Annotated in this window: 11 protein-coding genes; 7 read left to right on the plus strand and 4 right to left on the minus strand. The window is 63.0% G+C overall.

The genetic code is table 11. The features are described 5' to 3' along the window. Both XH83_RS25250 and XH83_RS25255 read right to left on the minus strand, forming a co-directional pair. Entirely contained in the window at nucleotides 1–1542 is a 1542-nt protein-coding gene (locus XH83_RS25250; protein ID WP_246776321.1) for a lipopolysaccharide biosynthesis protein, read from the minus strand. A gap of 152 nt (nucleotides 1543–1694) precedes the next feature. Continuing rightward, on the minus strand, nucleotides 1695–4406 hold the full coding sequence (locus tag XH83_RS25255; protein ID WP_194403406.1) for a M10 family metallopeptidase C-terminal domain-containing protein: 2712 nt from the start codon (nucleotides 4404–4406) through the stop codon (nucleotides 1695–1697). Nucleotides 4407–4607: 201 nt separating this feature from the next. Here XH83_RS25255 and XH83_RS25260 point away from each other — a divergent pair, with 201 nt between their 5' ends. The 4 genes from XH83_RS25260 to rfbG all read left to right on the plus strand — a co-directional run bounded on the left by XH83_RS25260 (nucleotide 4608) and on the right by rfbG (nucleotide 9023). Then, nucleotides 4608–4910 (plus strand): hypothetical protein, encoded by a 303-nt coding sequence (locus XH83_RS25260; RefSeq protein WP_194403407.1) that lies wholly within the window; start codon nucleotides 4608–4610, stop codon nucleotides 4908–4910. A gap of 119 nt (nucleotides 4911–5029) precedes the next feature. Next, nucleotides 5030–6223, plus strand: a complete 1194-nt coding sequence (locus XH83_RS25265) for a CaiB/BaiF CoA-transferase family protein (protein WP_194403408.1) — start codon at nucleotides 5030–5032, stop codon at nucleotides 6221–6223. 968 nt (nucleotides 6224–7191) lie between these two features. Further along, nucleotides 7192–7962, plus strand: a complete 771-nt coding sequence (gene rfbF / locus XH83_RS25270) for a glucose-1-phosphate cytidylyltransferase (RefSeq protein WP_194403409.1) — start codon at nucleotides 7192–7194, stop codon at nucleotides 7960–7962. After that, nucleotides 7959–9023 (plus strand): CDP-glucose 4,6-dehydratase, encoded by a 1065-nt coding sequence (rfbG, locus tag XH83_RS25275; RefSeq protein ID WP_194403410.1) that lies wholly within the window; start codon nucleotides 7959–7961, stop codon nucleotides 9021–9023. The genes rfbF and rfbG overlap by 4 nt, the downstream gene beginning before the upstream one ends. On the opposite strand, the gene XH83_RS25280 is transcribed toward rfbG, so the two are convergent. Together XH83_RS25280 and XH83_RS25285 are read right to left on the minus strand one after the other, a co-directional pair. Beyond that, complete coding sequence (locus XH83_RS25280; protein ID WP_210346984.1) at nucleotides 9024–9914, minus strand: phosphotransferase family protein; 891 nt, start codon at nucleotides 9912–9914, stop codon at nucleotides 9024–9026. It lies immediately after the preceding gene. After that, a complete protein-coding gene (locus XH83_RS25285; RefSeq protein WP_194403411.1) occupies nucleotides 9904–10857 on the minus strand; it encodes a sulfotransferase in 954 nt (317 codons plus the stop codon). Before XH83_RS25285 ends, XH83_RS25280 begins: the two co-directional genes overlap by 11 nt. Before the next feature lie 153 nt (nucleotides 10858–11010). Between XH83_RS25285 and XH83_RS25290 the strand changes: the two genes are divergently transcribed. From XH83_RS25290 to XH83_RS25300, 3 genes are read left to right on the plus strand one after another with little or no spacing between them, the layout of a single operon-like run. Further along, nucleotides 11011–11928, plus strand: a complete 918-nt coding sequence (locus XH83_RS25290; protein ID WP_194403412.1) for an NAD(P)-dependent oxidoreductase — start codon at nucleotides 11011–11013, stop codon at nucleotides 11926–11928. Continuing rightward, nucleotides 11906–12724: a transketolase gene (locus XH83_RS25295; RefSeq protein WP_194403413.1), complete on the plus strand. Its 819-nt coding sequence runs from the start codon at nucleotides 11906–11908 to the stop codon at nucleotides 12722–12724. The genes XH83_RS25290 and XH83_RS25295 overlap by 23 nt, the downstream gene beginning before the upstream one ends. Then, the gene (locus tag XH83_RS25300; protein ID WP_194403414.1) at nucleotides 12721–13644 is read left to right on the plus strand and encodes a transketolase family protein; all 924 of its coding nucleotides are present in this window, start codon (nucleotides 12721–12723) and stop codon (nucleotides 13642–13644) included. The genes XH83_RS25295 and XH83_RS25300 overlap by 4 nt, the downstream gene beginning before the upstream one ends. Nucleotides 13645–13647: the final 3 nt, after the last annotated feature.

Genomic DNA, 13647 nt, shown 5'->3' on the forward strand with positions numbered 1-13647 from the left:
TCAGGGCAAGAAGCGGTCGGCAATCGAACGGATGTCCTGCCAGCAGGCATTTCGATACGGCCCCAGTTGCGACGCGGCAACCGCGATCACGAAGATGGTCGCCGCAGTCAGCGACGAGACGGCTCCCACCCACCACCAGGAGGGTGCTGGCTGGAAGGGCGCGCGGTCCAGACCGTATCGCACTGCCAGTGCCGTCGCGATCCCGACGCCAAGCGGCATCAGCACGCAATGCACTACGCGCGACCACATGTCCACGAGCTCGAAGTTACGGCGCAACAGGAGGACGACGGTCACCATCTGCGCAATCATGCCGGCGCACGCGCTCCAGCCCGCGGCCTGCCATCCGAAACGCGGCAACGCGATCGCGCTGGTGACGAGGGTGACGACACCCGTAATCAAGGCGATGAGCGCGTTGGAACGTGACCGCCCCTCTGCCAGCAGATAAAAGGCGAAGACGTTCGCGCTCGATCCGAGTATCCCGGCAATCGACATGACGACGAGGACTCGCGCAGCCTCGGCCGCGACCTCGGGCCCGGTCCAGACATGGAGCAGCGGGCCGGCCACGGAAATCAATCCGCCCAGGGCACTCGCGGCCAGGACGTTGAGAATCCACGACGATCGGAACAAGAGATCGGCCTTTCGATCAACACTCTCCGTTTGCAGCGTGCTGAAGAAGGGAAACAGGATCTCGCCGATCTTGAGGATACCGACATAGGTCGCCTCCTGGAGGCGCTGTGCCACGCCATAGAAACCGACGAACTGCGGTTGAAGCAGCGCGCCGAGCAGATATCGATCGGCCTGCGCCGCAAGCAGTCCACCCCCTTGCGCGGCAACCTGCCAGCTGCCGAAGCGAACCAGCCTGCCAAGCGCCTCGCGGTGCAACGACGGCGGCGCCAGCCAAGGCCCCATCGCGCCGCGGGACCAGGCCAGGGCCAGCAGCAGGCTGATGGCGAACCCCAGCGCCTGGCAACCAAGGAATGTCGATGCATGGGGCGCGGCGGGAATCAGAAGGAGCATCGAAAGCGTCGTGACCACGGTGCTGACCATGCCGATCGAGGCAATCCGGCGATAGTCCTGCCGTGCGGTGAACAGCGAGAGGATGACGGCCGCTACGCATTGGCAGAACCAGCCGATACCGGCCAGCGCGAAGGCGAGGCCAAGGTCGTCGGCAGCCGGGCCAGCCAGATGGAATCCGAGACGTGCAAGCGGCGCCCCGGCGATCAGAAAGAACATGGTGACCGGGCCACCGGCGCCGACGGCGAGCAGGAACGCGGTCGCAAATAGGCGTCGTGCATCCTCACGATCGGATGGCTGCAATCGCTGGGCAAGCTCGCGGGCCGTCGACAGACCGAGCGTGTTACTGAACACCAGCGCAGGCGCAATACATGCGGTGACAAGACCCGCGACGCCGAATGCCGCGAGCCCGAGATGGGCGATCACAAACGGTAGTATGACAAGGTTAAGGACCACAGCCACGAGAAAGGCCGTCCCATTCCAGGCCGAGTTCCCTAGCAGATCGGGTGACTTGTTCTTCGACGCCATACCCGCCACCCCGTCTCCACACCCCTCGCCGATCAGGTCCCCCAGATAGGCGCGAAACTGGGCTAACAGCCAGCCGGCGGAATGTCGATAGCCGAGACGGGCGCCACCCCTCTGCTCCGCGATATTCAGAACCCACCGGCCGCCCTTCCAATTTAGCTTAAGATGAGGAAGTCTATTAGATTATGCGTCGCCATCTCTATGAGGCCGGTCGTCCCGTCTCCGTTTAGATCTTGGTGGAAAATGGTCTCGGCTTGCTTCAGAGCAGTGCTATTTCCGTCGATTGTACCAGTGTTGTTCAAGAAGCCGCCCCTATTATCGGTAGTCCAAATGGTGAATTGGTTGGTGCCGGGGGTCTGCCACACTATCTCAAAGCCACCGGGAATTTGCTCTGCTCCGATCGGTGTCCAGGCGTTGAACTGCCCCTGCTCCACCGGAGAGCCATAAAATTTGAGCTCCGGCCCCGTTCCGCCCCCAACTGTGTTCAAGTAAAAGTTGCTGCCGCTTTTAATCAGGCTAGTAGCACCGAACGTTTCGATCGTAGTGACCGTAACGCCAGTCGTACCGTCTCCATTGAGATCCTGATGAAGAATGGTCTCGGCTTGCTCAAGAGTAGTGCTGTTTCCGTCAATTGTACCGGTGTTGCTTACGAAGTTGCCGCTACTGTCCGTTGTCCAAATCGTGAATAGGTTCGTGCCTGGGGTTTGCCACACGATCTTAAAACCGGCGGGAATTTGCTCTGCTCCGATCGGTGTCCAGGCGGTGAACTGACCCTGCGTCACCGGAGAACCGTAAAATTTGAGCTCGACCGCCGTCCCGCCCCCAACCGGGTTCATGCAAAAGTTGCTGCCGCTTTCAATCAGACTGGTCGCACCGAACGTTTCGATCGTGGTGACCGGAAGGCCAGTCATACCGTCTCCGTTCAGATCCTGATGAAAAATGGTCTCGGCCTGCTTCAGAGCAGTGCCGTTTCCGTAGATTGTACCGGTGTTGCTAAGGAAGCTGCCGCTATTATCGGTCGTCCAAATGGTGAATTGGTTGGTGCCCGGGGTCTGCCACACTATCTCAAAGCCACCCGGAATCTGCTCTGCTCCGATCGGTGTCCAAGCGTTGAATTGACCCTGCTCCACTGGAAAACCGTAAAATTTGAGCTCCGGCCCCGTCCCGCCTCCAACCGGGTTCATGTAAAAGTTGCTGCCGCTTTTAATTAAGCTGGTGGCACCGAACGTTTCGATCGTAGTGAACGTAACGCCGAACGTACCGTCTCCGTTCAGATCCTGGTGAAGAATGGTCTCGGCTTGCTCAAGAGCAGTGCTGTTTCCGTCAATTGTGCCGGTGTTGCTTACGAAATTGCCGCCACTGTCGGTGGTCCAAATTGTGAATAAGTTCGTGCCTGGGGTTTGCCACACGATCTCAAAACCGGCGGGAATTTGCTCTGCTCCGATCGGTGTCCAGGCGTTGAACTGGCCCTGCGTCACTGGAGAACCATAAAATTTGAGCTCGGGCCCCGTCCCGCCCCCAACCGGGTTCATGTAAAAGTTGCCACCGATCTCAATTAGACTGGTCACGCCCAGAGCCTCAAGAGAGATAGGTGGGCTCGCCAGCGTCGTGGCCGTAACTACGAAATCGGCAAACTTGAAGTTCTCCACCCCCGCCACCGTATCGGTGCCGTCCGGCGTGCCGCCGCGCTGGTCGACCAGCGTGAAGGTCTGTGTCGTCGCGTTATACGTAATCGTGTAATTGGTCCGGTTGCCCGAATACACCGCGGTGTCGATGCCCGAGCCGCCGACGATGGTGTCGTTGCCCGCTCCGCCCGTGATCGTGTCGTTGCCGCCGCCGCCGTTCAGCGTATTGGCGATCGCGTTACCGACGATGGTGTCGTTGCCGGATCCGCCGATCGCGTTGTCGATGTAGGAGCGCGCGTCTCCGTTGTAGAGATAGGCGTTGTAGACGTTGCCCGAGGCGTAATGGCCGTCGCCGAGATACGCCAATTGCGTCGCGGAGAACACCGACGACGCACCGGGATTGAGATTGATGCTCAGGTTCGTCGTGTAGTTCGACAGGTCGTAGGTATCGACGCCGCCGCCATCCCATACCGTCTCGTAGATGCGGTCAGCCGAACCGCCGACGCCGCCGCCCGGCGCGAGCTGCCCGACGCCGTTGATGAACTCCTGCCCGGTGGTCGGATTCCAGGTGTAGACGGTGCTGCCGCTCTGGGTCGTGTAGTCCGCGCCGTACATCGTCTGCAGCGCGAGGATATCGTTGGCCATGTAGGTCTGCGAATATCCGTACGCCTCGTTGGTGTAGCCGGACGTGGTCGAACCACCGACATAGCTGCGATAGCTCATGACGGTGTATTCGCTGTCGTCATGCGCGCTCGGCACTGCGACGTTGGCGGGGCCGCCGGCCTCCTGGCTGTGCTTGAGGCCGAAGGCATGGCCGAGCTCGTGCAGCGCCGTGGTGAAGTAGTAATTGCCGAGCTTGGCCAGCGAGAAATTGTACTGAGTGCCGAACCAGACGTCCCCGCCGGACGCGTAGTTGCCGGGATAGTAGGCGTAGGCGGTCGGATTGGCCGCCGGCGACTGCGCGACCATGATGTCGGCGCCGTTCGTGCCCGCGTATTGGATGTCGGCGTTGGTGTAGCTGAGGATCAATCCGACCGCGTAATTGATCGCCGCCTGAATCTGGCTGGGCACCGGGGCAAAGCCCGACGTGGTCGGCTCGCTGCTGCCGCCGCTGTAGGGATTGGAGTAGTCGCTCGTCGCATCGGGAAAGCTGTAGGTGATCGTGCCAGACCATTTGGCGCCCGACAGCAGGCCGTCGATCTCGGCGTTGTTGGTGGCACTGACATTAACGGCGGTAGCCAATGGTCTCTCCAGAGCAACGCATCGCGTGCGATTCGGGGCGAAGGCATATGATTCTAGCTTGAGAGTTAAACGTTTGGTTTAAATTGGGCACCGGCGCCCACGCCCCTTCCATAAGGCTGTGTTAGCCATCAAATCCCGTAGTCATACGGGACGCGCGGGCAAGAGCCTGGTTCCCGGAACACCAGGAATATACAGGGTTTCATGAAACGACGCTCACTGCTGGCCGGCCTGTCTGGCGCCCTGATCGCGCTTTCCGGACTGCCCCATCAACCCTTCGGAGAACTGCCTGTCATGGTGGAGAAGGCCAAGGCGGACGACAGCGGCAAGGCGGCGCGCGCGCCCTCCATGCCGATGGCCCGCGATCCTGCCGTTGCGGTAGCAGAGGAATACGAAGCCGCCCGCCGGAAGGGAACGCGGGAGGCCCTCGAGCTCTTCATTGCACGCCACAGTGATGATCCCCTGGCCGAGCAGGCGCGAGCCGAATTAAAGCGCCTGTCGCGCTGATCGGGCAGGCACCGCATCAGGCATGGCATTTCGGCAGGCGGGATCGGCGTCGGGCCGGCTTGCCGCGTGACCTTTCGGCACTATGGTAGGCCCCGCAATCTGTCCCGGAGCCTTTCACGATGCCCTTTCCGCATGCCTCGGAAGCCCTGTCGCGCTTCACCGTGCTCGATCTGACCCGCGTCCGCTCCGGGCCGACCTGCGTGCGGCAACTGGCGGACTGGGGGGCGAATGTCGTCAAGATCGACGCGCTGACCGAGGACGCCGGTGGCGAGCAGCCGGGCGGCCCCCGGCGAGGTTCCGACTTTCAGAATTTGCATCGCAACAAGCGGGCCATGACGCTGAACCTGAAGGACGAGCGCGGGCTCGCCGTGTTCAAGCGCCTCGCCGCCAAGGCCGATGTCGTGGTCGAGAATTTCCGGCCCGACGTGAAGAAGAAGCTCGGCATCGATTACGAGAGTCTCGCCGCAATCAACCCGCGCATCGTCTATGGCAGCATCTCCGGCTTCGGCCAGGATGGCCCCTATCACAAGCGGCCCGGCTTCGATCAGATCGCGCAAGGCATGGGGGGCCTGATGTCGATCACGGGGGCGCCGGGCGAAGGCCCGATGCGGGTCGGCATTCCCGTCGCCGACCTGACGGCCGGCCTGTTCTGCGCCATGGGCATCCTCACCGCGCTGCTCGAGCGAGAGGTGTCGGGCAAGGGCCAGTGGGTGCAGACGTCACTGCTTCAGGCACAGATCTTCATGCTCGACTTCCAGGCCGCGCGCTGGCTGATGGAGAAGGAGGTCGCCAAGCAGGCCGGCAACAACCATCCGACCAGCATCCCGACCGGCGTGTTCAAGACTTCGGACGGCTATATCAACATCGCCACCACCGGTGGGCGGATCTGGGAGCGCTGCGCGCAGGCGATCGGGGCGCCGGAGCTCTATACCCATCCCGACTATGCGACGGCCCCTGCCCGTTCCAAGAACCGCGACGCGCTCAACGCCGAGATCGAGAAGCGCACCGTGACGAAGTCGACCGACACCTGGGTCCGCGAGCTCAACGAGGCCGGCGTGCCCTGCGGGCCGATCTATGCCATCGACCAGATGTTCGAGGACGCTCAGGTCAAGCATCTCGGCATCGCCCAGGACGTGCCGAACGAGGAAAACCGTCCTATCCGGCTGGTTGGCCAACCCGTGACGCTGTCACGCACGCCGAGCAGGATGGTGGCGCGGCCGCCGGAATTCGGCGAGCAGACCGACGAGGTGCTGAGGGAGTTCGGCTTCGGCACCGACGAGATCGCGAGCCTGAGAGAAGCCCGAGTAATCTAAGAGTGCGCTTTGTTGCGTCACACGTCCAAACGCATGTCCCCGCAAGACGCTGTCCACTTGGAAACGAGGATGGCAGGCGCTGTACGCCCCGCGAACGCTCCGCTTCCGGCTAAGGGCATCGAAATTAACTCAGTTGGCCCCGGCGAAAACCCGTTCGATTGAACCGAAGTGATCCAGCTCAATTTCTGGCAGGAAACGGGAAGCTATCGCTGTCTTCTGATAGTCGCGGCAAGTCGCCATCCCGCAACGTCATTGGCTGCGCCGCAGGCCTCGCAACGCAGCTGCTTCTCGCCATTAGCCTTTGTCCCCGCACCAAAATGGCTTCCGAGGCCGGCTCAAGACAGCTCGGACACACCAGCGGCAGACGCCTAGCTCTCCAATGGTCTATAAGGCTGAATAGACCTCCAAAAGCTAAAGAGCGAAAACGATCTATTCTCATGTTGTTTGCTCGGTTGCGCGCGGCTTAGATTGTAGATCTGTAGGATGGATAGCCATTCAACAGCCTAATGCCAAACGATCTAATACTTCCGGCGCCCTTTTTGCATGCTGCGAAGCCGCGCGCTGCGCGCCTCCGTCTGTCGCCAGAGCAACCCAACCTCACCGCATCGGCGAGCTAGTGCGTGATGCTCTGGCTGTCGCCTTGCGGGAGCCTAGCCCGGTCTCCGCACCGGCGGTCGAGCGGGGGGAGCACCGGTTGCAATCTTCGGTTTCGGAGAAATTTCGTCTGAACTCACGCAGGACGAAGTGGAAAGCTTATCTCAACCGAGGCACAACTCCCCACTATTCTTACCCTATGGGTTGGTGGCCTACAGCGATTGAAATGGGGCTTCCTGCATTCCAAGCGCCAGACTATTTCTAACGAATCATACTAGCATGCGAGTGAACGACAGGTCGAGTCTATGGGCTCGGTAGTAAATTGGAGAGGAGCGTCTATCTAATGGAACGTGCCTCCCGTTCGGAGCAGGTCCATGAAAGTCGTCATTCTTGCGGGAGGCCTCGGCACGCGAATCACGGAGGAGACCAGCACGCGACCGAAGCCGATGGTGGAGATCGGCGGGCGGCCCATCCTGTGGCACATCATGAAGATCTACAGCCATTATGGCTTCCATGATTTCGTGATCTGCCTTGGCTACAAGGGCTTCATGATCAAGGAGTACTTCGCGAACTACTTCCTGCACATGTCCGACGTGACCTTCCACATCGCCGAGAATCGGATGGAAGTGCATCGCGAGACCGCCGAGCCGTGGCGGGTCACGCTGGTCGATACCGGCGAAGAGACCCAGACCGGCGGCCGGTTGAAGCGGGTGCTGGCTTACGTCGTGGACGAGCCCTTCTTCGCATTGACCTATGGCGACGGTGTCGCCGACATCGACCTTGCCGCCGAAATCGCTTTCCACAAGGCGCATGGGCGCCGTGCCACCGTTTCCGTGGTGCGGCCGGCCAAGCGGTTCGGCGCGATCGCGATCGAGGGCGACCGCGTCATCAATTTCGAGGAAAAGCCAAATGACGACGGCGGCTGGATCAACGGTGGTTTCTTTCTGTTGTCCCCGTCGGTCGGCGAGCTGATCGCCGGCGACACCACGATCTGGGAGCGCGAGCCGATGGAGCAACTGGTGCGCAGCGACGATCTGCGCGCCTATGTACATCCCGGGTTCTGGCACCCGATGGACTCGCTGCGCGATCGCAACTTTCTCGAAGGCGAATGGGCCGGCAACCGCGCCAGATGGAGGATCTGGTGACGGATCCGGCATTCTGGCGCGGCAAGAAGGTCTTTCTCACCGGCCACACCGGTTTCAAAGGCGCGTGGGCGTCGCTGCTGCTGCGCCGCCTCGGAGCCGAGGTCTACGGCTATGCGCTGCCGCCGACACACCAATCTGCGCTGTTCGTCACCGCGCGCATCGCCGACGACATCAAGCACCACCTCGCCGATATCCGCGATCTGTCCGTCCTGCGCGCCGCCATGGCAGAGGCCGAGCCCGACATCGTCATCCACATGGCGGCGCAAGCGCTGGTGCGCCCGTCCTATGACGAGCCGGTCGAGACATTCGCGACCAACGTGATGGGCACCGTGCATGTGCTGGAGGCGGCACGGCATCTACGCTCGGTGCAGGTGATCCTGAACGTCACCAGCGACAAGTGCTACGAGAATAGCGGCAAGGGCGCCCCCTTCGGCGAGGGCGACCGGCTCGGTGGCGACGATCCCTACAGCAACAGCAAGGCCTGCGCGGAGCTCGTGACGCATTCCTACCGCCACAGCTTCTTCAACGCGAGCGGTGCGGCGCGCGTCGCGACTGCGCGCGCCGGCAACGTGTTCGGCGGCGGCGACTGGGCGCGCGACCGCCTGGTGCCCGATGCGATGCAGGCCTTCCTGGCAGGCGAGGCGCTCCGCATCCGCAATCCCAATTCGGTGCGGCCCTGGCAGCATGCGCTCGACCCGGTGCTCGGTTATCTCGCGCTGGTCGAGCGATTGGCGGGCGATGAACGATTCGTCGGCGGCTGGAATTTTGGACCAGATGCCGCAAGCGAGGTGCCGGTCGGGACCGTGGTCGATCGCCTGATCGCCCTCTGGGGTGACGGCGCGCGGTGGACGGCCGACGCCGGCCCGCATCCGCACGAGGCCGCCTATCTCAGGCTCGATTGCACGAAGGCGCGGAGCGAGCTCGGCTGGGCGCCGCGGCTCGATCTGGCGCAAGGCCTCCGCCTGACCGTCGAATGGTACAAGGCGCTGCGCGAGGGCCGGGATCTGCGGAGCTTCTCGCTCGATCAGCTCGACCAGGTCGCCGGCACCGCGCCGGCTTGATCAGCCCGGCAGATCGAGGATCCCGGCGATGCGGTCCTCTGCCGACACCGCGTGCTTCAGGTGCTCGCCCGACAAGACCGCCAGATAGGATTTGAGCAGGACGACGAGCGCGAGGATGGCGCGCTCGATATCGGGCGAAAGGCCGGTTCGGCCGAAGGCGTCCTTTTGCAGGAACGGCCGGTTCTCCATGAAGGTCAGCCAATAGAGGTAGTCGTAGCCGGCGAAGCCGCGGAATGCGTCTTCCCAGTCGATGACGCGCGGCGCGCCTTCCTGGAGCATGATGTTCTTCGGCCCGAAATCGCCGTGACAGAGCGCCTCGGGCAAATGCGGAAGACGTTCGGCGAGCAGCGCGATCAGTCTGCGCACCCCGATGGCAGTGCTCTGCGCGAGCAGGCCGCGGCTCGAAAGCATCGCCAGCGCCTTTGCGGCGGACGCCAGATAGTGCTCGAACGAGGCAAGCCCGTCCGGCCGTCGGTCCGCGAGCCGCTCACTGCATTCGGCTGCCATTGCAACAGCTTCAGCGGGCTGTATCGGGGCGGTCAGCGGCGTGAGCGCGGGCATCATGAGGCAGAGCCGCACCGTTCCGTCTGAGAGGGGGATCTCGAAACGTTCGAGCAGGGTCGTGTTGCCGTAGAGCTGCGCGAGGATCTCGGCTTCCTTGGCAAGGCTGGCGCGCGCACGTGCGCCCGGCAGATGTGTCTTCAGAAAGCGCTTTTCGCCGGAGACGTCCGCATTGTAGCAGGCACCGAGCGTGCCGCCGGGCGCCGGCATGACGGTGGCGTTGCGGCCAAAGGATTGCAAATGATGCTGCAGCGCCGGGAGGAGGCGCGCCCGATCGGCAGCGATGTCGGGGCGGTCGTCGGCTTCGAAGAACGCGATCTTACTCAGCACGATAGAGCGGGCTCAGATAGTCGATCCGGTCGTAGCCGAAATGACGAGCGAGGGCCGCCGTCCCTTGTGCGATCTGCTTGCGCTCCTCGTCCGAAAGTTCCTGGATCACGGCCTGGTTGTAGTCCTTCGTGCTCTTGAGCACGGTCCCCCAGGGCGCGATGGAGTCCTTGATTTCGACGCCGTTCCAGCTCGGATAGAGCATGGTCTCGGCGAAGGGTACGCCGATGAAGTCGGCCGCCTCGGTCATGAACTTGCGCTTGTCGTCCACGAGGTCTTCGTAACGGAAGATCCGCACGTTCTCCGGGTACATCCTGGCAAACATCTCGACCGTGGAGTGATAGATGTTCCAGGTGATCAGGTATTTGGTCAGCGGCTGCGGGAACGGGCGGCGCTTGGTGTCGCGGTATGCCGAGAACGGATTGCGCACGACGTGCAGGATGCGGATGTCAGGAAAGTCGCGCACCATGCGATCGGCATCGATCCCGATGGCGGGGGAGTAGCCGACGTGCACCATGCCCGGGCGCGGCTTGGTGTAATAATTCTCCCAGGCGGCGAATGTCGCGCGGAAGAAGGCCTCGATGACCTGGCGGCGGAAGATCGGCGGCTGGCCGGCGATCCGGGCGAACTCGGCGACCCGCTTCTTCTCGTCCATCACGCAGTCCGCGTCGCGGAACTTGGAGCCGTTGCGCTTGCGCAGGAAGGTCTTCAACTCCTCGTCGATCATCTGCTCGTAGAGCTCGATGGCCGTCAGCCCCTCCGGGAATTCGGGATAGCGGTACTGAACGCGCTCGACCGAGGCCAGGAAGTCGTTGAAACTGCGGTTTCCGAGCTGCGATTCGAAGGGATAGACGAGCAGGTCAGGATGGCCGTCGAAGTGACGATGAGTGACGTTTCCGCCGTGCTCGAAGCCCGCGGAAACCATGGCCAGCCTGAAGTCATTCATGCCTCTACCCCTGCGTCGAGCTTCGATCTGGCCCTCCCGTTTATCCGCATGGGCCGGATAATCAAGTTCGGATCGCCTTTCGGCCGTCCCGGGCAGGGGACTGCCGAAGCGAGACATTGACGGCCCCGGGGGTAGCTGATCTACCCGAGGCTTATGCGTGTCTTTGCCACCGGTGCGAGCGGTTTCCTCGGCTCCTATCTCGTTGCGGACCTCATGGCGCGGGGGCACGAGGTGGCCGTTCTGTTGCGCCCGGCAGGTTCCTCTTGGCGCCTCGGGCAGCTTCGTGACCGGCTGCAGGTGATCCCGGGCAGTCTGGAGCAGCCGGACGAGCTGCGCGGCGCGCTGGAGGCATTCGCGCCGGACGCGGTCGTACACATGGCCTGGCGCGGCGTCGCGGGCAGCGATCGCAACAGCCCGGTTCAGGCCGTCAACGTCGCCGATACGGTGGGCCTCGCCGAACTGGCAGCCGACGCCGGCGCCAGGATCTTCGTCGGAGCCGGGTCGCAGGCCGAGTACGGACCCTATGATCGCGCGATCCGGGAAGATGACGTGCCGCGGCCGACGACACTCTACGGCATGGCCAAGCTCGCGGCCGGATCGATGGCGATGCGCCTGTGCGAGGAGCGCGGGGTGCGTGCGGCGTGGCTCAGGATCTTCTCGACCTACGGCCCGAAGGATGCCGACCACTGGCTGATTCCAAGCATGATTCGGAACTTGCGCTCCGGCCATCATATGGCGCTGACGGCCTGCGGGCAGCGCTGGGGATTTCTGCACGCGCGCGACGCTGCCAGCGCTTTCCGCCTGGCGATCACGCATGAAGCGGCGTGCGGCATCTTCAATGTCGGCAGCCAGGACGCGCCGCCGCTGCGCGAGACGGTGACGCGGCTGCGCGATCTCGTTCGCCCCGGTGCCGCTCTCGGCTTCGGCGAGTTGGCGTATCGGCCCGATCAGGTTATGGTCCTGGCTGCGGACGTTTCGCGCATGCTCGCCTTGGGTTGGAAGCCCGAAGTGCCGTTGGATGAGGGATTACGCGAGACGGTAGACTGGCATGACGCGACCAAATCTCCCTGAGCCGAAGGAATTCGCACGACGCATTCGCGCACACGCGTTGCGTATGGTGCATGCCGCGAAGGCCTCCCATATTGGCGGATGCCTCTCCATGGCGGACATCCTGGCCGTGCTCTACACGCGGATCCTGCGCGTCGATCCCGCCGATCCACAAGCAGCAAGCCGTGATCGCTTCGTGCTCAGCAAGGGCCACGCCACGGCGATCATGTACGCCACGCTTGCCGAATGCGGTTTCTTTTCCGTGGCCGAGCTCGACACCTATTGTCGCGACGGATCGATCTTCACCGGACATGTCAGCCATGCCGTACCCGGCATCGAGGTTTCGACGGGCTCGCTCGGCCATGGCCTGCCAATTGCCATCGGCATGGCGCTGGCCGCACGGACGGCAGGGGTGGGCAGCCGGGTGTTCTGCCTGCTCAGCGACGGTGAATGCGACGAAGGCTCGAACTGGGAGGGCATCCTGTTCGCGCCCCATCACAAGCTCGACAATCTCTGCGTCATCGTCGACTTCAACAAGATCCAGAGCTTTGGCTCGGTTGCCGAGGTGTTGAACCTCGATCCGTTTGCCGAGAAATGGAAGGCGTTCGGCTGGCAGGTCGAGGAGATCGACGGCCACGATCTCGCTGCGCTCGAAACTGTGCTGGGCGGCGTACCGGCAGCGTCGGGCAGGCCCACCGTCGTGATCGCCCACACCGTGAAGGGCAAGGGCGTGAGCTTCATGGAGAACAAGCTCGAATGGCATTACCGCTCACCTTCGGATGAGCTGCTTGCGCAGGCGCTGGCCGAGGTCGGCGCATGAGGACGACGTTCATCGAGAGCCTGTCGCAGGTGGCCAGCGAAAACCCCGACATCTGGCTGCTCTGCGGCGATCTCGGCTATTCCGTGCTCGAGCCATTCGCGGCGAAGTTTCCCGATCGCTATCTCAATGTCGGCGTTGCCGAGCAGAACATGGCGGGGATCGCCGCCGGCATCGCGCTGTCGGGCAAGACGGTCTTCATCTACTCGATCGGCAATTTCCCGACGTTGCGCTGCCTCGAGCAACTCCGCAACGACGTCTGCTACCACGGTGCCGACGTCAAGATCGTGGCGGTGGGAGCCGGCTATGCCTATGGCAGCCAGGGTTATACCCACCACGCGCTGGAAGATGCGGGGATCATGTCGATGCTGCCGGGCATCGAGGTGTTCGTGCCCTGCGATCCCATGGAGGTGCGCGCGGCAACGAAACTGATTGCAGGAAGTGGCAAGCCGTCTTACCTGCGGCTCAGCCGTCAGGGGGAGCCATATCTCGGCGTCGCCGTAACCGACCTGCGTAAGCCCAGGGTTTTGCGTGACGGACGGGACATCGTCATCCTCGCGTCCGGGCCGATCGCCTCCCGCGCGCTGGAGGCTGCCGACGAGCTGGTCAGGCGCGGCAAGGACACAGGTGTCGTCAGCGTCTCCTGCCTGAAGCCGCTCGACGAGGCGGCGATCCGCGAGGCCGTGCGCGACGCCTCGCTGATCGTGACGCTGGAAGAGCACATCCTGCGCGGCGGCCTGTTCAGCTTGGCGGCGAGCGCGTTCGCCGGCGACGCGGTCCGGCCGCCGATGATCGGCATCGGCATTCCCGAGCAATCCGGAAAGATCTCGCAGGCGGGATCGCGGGAGGCGCTGCTCGATGCCGCGGGTCTCTCGGCTCAGGCGATCGTCGCCCGGATCGAGCAATCGTTTGCGAGACGCTGAGGT

This window comes from Bradyrhizobium sp. CCBAU 53351 (assembly GCF_015291745.1).
Taxonomy (GTDB): Bacteria; Pseudomonadota; Alphaproteobacteria; order Rhizobiales; family Xanthobacteraceae; genus Bradyrhizobium.

What these genes read in the sequence shown, in the direction of transcription:
- XH83_RS25250 (WP_246776321.1), bottom strand. Translation starts at nt 1,542, where the DNA reads ATGGCGTCGAAGAACAAGTCACCCGATCTGCTAGGGAACTCGGCCTGG.
- XH83_RS25260 (WP_194403407.1), top strand. Translation starts at nt 4,608, where the DNA reads ATGAAACGACGCTCACTGCTGGCCGGCCTGTCTGGCGCCCTGATCGCG.
- XH83_RS25265 (WP_194403408.1), top strand. Translation starts at nt 5,030, where the DNA reads ATGCCCTTTCCGCATGCCTCGGAAGCCCTGTCGCGCTTCACCGTGCTC.
- rfbF (WP_194403409.1), top strand. Translation starts at nt 7,192, where the DNA reads ATGAAAGTCGTCATTCTTGCGGGAGGCCTCGGCACGCGAATCACGGAG.
- XH83_RS25285 (WP_194403411.1), bottom strand. Translation starts at nt 10,857, where the DNA reads ATGAATGACTTCAGGCTGGCCATGGTTTCCGCGGGCTTCGAGCACGGC.
- XH83_RS25290 (WP_194403412.1), top strand. Translation starts at nt 11,011, where the DNA reads ATGCGTGTCTTTGCCACCGGTGCGAGCGGTTTCCTCGGCTCCTATCTC.
- XH83_RS25295 (WP_194403413.1), top strand. Translation starts at nt 11,906, where the DNA reads ATGACGCGACCAAATCTCCCTGAGCCGAAGGAATTCGCACGACGCATT.
- XH83_RS25300 (WP_194403414.1), top strand. Translation starts at nt 12,721, where the DNA reads ATGAGGACGACGTTCATCGAGAGCCTGTCGCAGGTGGCCAGCGAAAAC.